The organism is Serratia sp. EWG9 (assembly GCF_019913725.1).
GTDB lineage: Bacteria > Pseudomonadota > Gammaproteobacteria > Enterobacterales > Enterobacteriaceae > Serratia > Serratia ureilytica.
This window is the reverse complement of record NZ_JADNRO010000020.1, coordinates 1-2,014: the sequence shown is the minus strand read 5'-3', so window position 1 is coordinate 2,014 and position 2,014 is coordinate 1. Positions and strand designations below refer to the sequence as shown.

General features: G+C 65.8%; 1 protein-coding gene. It reads left to right on the top strand.

Annotated elements, in window-relative coordinates; genetic code table 11:
• Positions 1-1,989, top strand: a 1,989-nt coding sequence (tkt, locus tag ITX55_RS23835) for a transketolase (RefSeq protein WP_197802340.1), incomplete at its 5' end; no start/stop codon positions are given.
• Positions 1,990-2,014: the final 25 nt, after the last annotated feature.

Sequence of the window (2,014 nt, the reverse complement as noted above, 5' to 3'; positions counted from 1 at the left end):
TCTCGTAAAGAGCTTGCCAACGCCATCCGCGCACTCAGCATGGACGCCGTACAAAAAGCAAATTCCGGCCACCCGGGGGCCCCTATGGGCATGGCGGACATCGCCGAAGTCCTGTGGCGCGACTACCTCAACCACAACCCGACTAACCCGCACTGGGCTGACCGCGACCGTTTCGTGCTCTCCAACGGCCACGGCTCCATGTTGATTTACAGCCTCCTGCACCTCACCGGCTACGACCTGCCGATGCGCGAGCTGGAAAACTTCCGTCAGCTCCATTCCAAAACCCCGGGCCACCCGGAGTACGGTTACACCCCGGGCGTTGAGACCACCACCGGCCCGCTGGGCCAGGGCATCGCCAACGCCGTCGGCTTCGCCATCGCCGAACGCACCCTGGCGGCGCAGTTCAACCGCCCTGGCCACGACATCGTCGATCACCACACCTACGCCTTCATGGGCGACGGCTGCATGATGGAAGGCATCTCGCACGAAGTCTGCTCCCTGGCTGGCACCCTCAAGCTCGGCAAGCTGACCGCCTTCTACGATGACAACGGCATCTCCATCGACGGCCACGTCGACGGCTGGTTCACCGACGACACCGCCCTGCGTTTCGAAGCCTACGGCTGGCACGTGGTGCGCAACGTCGACGGTCACAACCCGGACGCCATCAAGACGGCGATTGAAGAAGCCCGCAAGGTGACCGACAAGCCGTCGCTGCTGATGTGCAAGACCGTTATCGGCTTCGGCTCGCCGAACAAGGCCGGCACCCATGACGTGCACGGCGCCGCGCTGGGCGCCGCCGAAGTGGCCGCCACCCGCGAAGCGCTGGGCTGGAAATACGCCGCCTTTGAAATCCCGCAGGACATCTACGCCCAGTGGGACGCCAAGGAAGCCGGTCAGGCCAAAGAAGCGGCCTGGAACGACAAGTTCGCCGCCTACGCCAAGGCCTTCCCGGAACTGGCCGCCGAGTTCAAGCGCCGCATGAACGGCGAGCTGCCGGCGGACTGGAAAGCGGACGCCAAAGCGTTCGTGGAAAAACTGCAGGCCAACCCGGCCAACATCGCCAGCCGCAAGGCGTCGCAGAACGCGCTGGAAGCGTTCGGCAAGGTGCTGCCGGAGTTCCTGGGCGGCTCCGCCGACCTGGCGCCGAGCAACCTGACCATGTGGTCCGGTTCGAAAGCGCTGAACGTTGACCCGGCGGGCAACTACATTCATTACGGCGTGCGCGAGTTCGGCATGACCGCCATCACCAACGGCATCGCGCTGCACGGCGGCTTCCTGCCGTACTCGGCGACCTTCCTGATGTTCGTGGAATACGCCCGCAACGCGGTGCGCATGGCGGCGCTGATGAAGCTGCGCAACGTGTTCGTCTACACCCACGACTCCATCGGTCTGGGCGAAGACGGCCCGACCCACCAGCCGGTGGAGCAGCTGGCGAGCCTGCGTGTGACCCCGAACATGAGCACCTGGCGCCCGTGTGACCAGGTGGAATCGGCGGTGGCGTGGCAGTACGGCATCGAGCGCAACGACGGCCCGACCACGCTGGTGTTCTCGCGCCAGAACCTGACCCAGCAGCCGCGCACCGCAGAGCAGCTGGCGAACGTGTACCGCGGCGGCTACGTGCTGAAAGACTGCGCGGGCACGCCGGACGTTATCCTGATTGCCACCGGCTCCGAAGTGGGCATCACGGTGGAGGCGGCGGACAAACTGACCGCGGCGGGCCGCAAGGTGCGCGTGGTGTCGATGCCGTCGACCGACGCGTTCGACAAGCAGGATGCGGCGTACCGCGAGTCGGTGCTGCCGGCGGCGGTAACGGCGCGCGTGGCGGTGGAGGCGGGTATCGCGGACTACTGGTACAAGTACGTGGGCCTGAACGGCGCTATCGTGGGCATGACCACCTTCGGTGAGTCGGCGCCGGCGGAGCAGCTGTTCGCCGAGTTCGGCTTCACCGTGGACAACGTGGTGGCCAAGGCGCAGGCGCTGCTGAAGTAAGCCGCCGGGCGCAAGCCGATAAAAA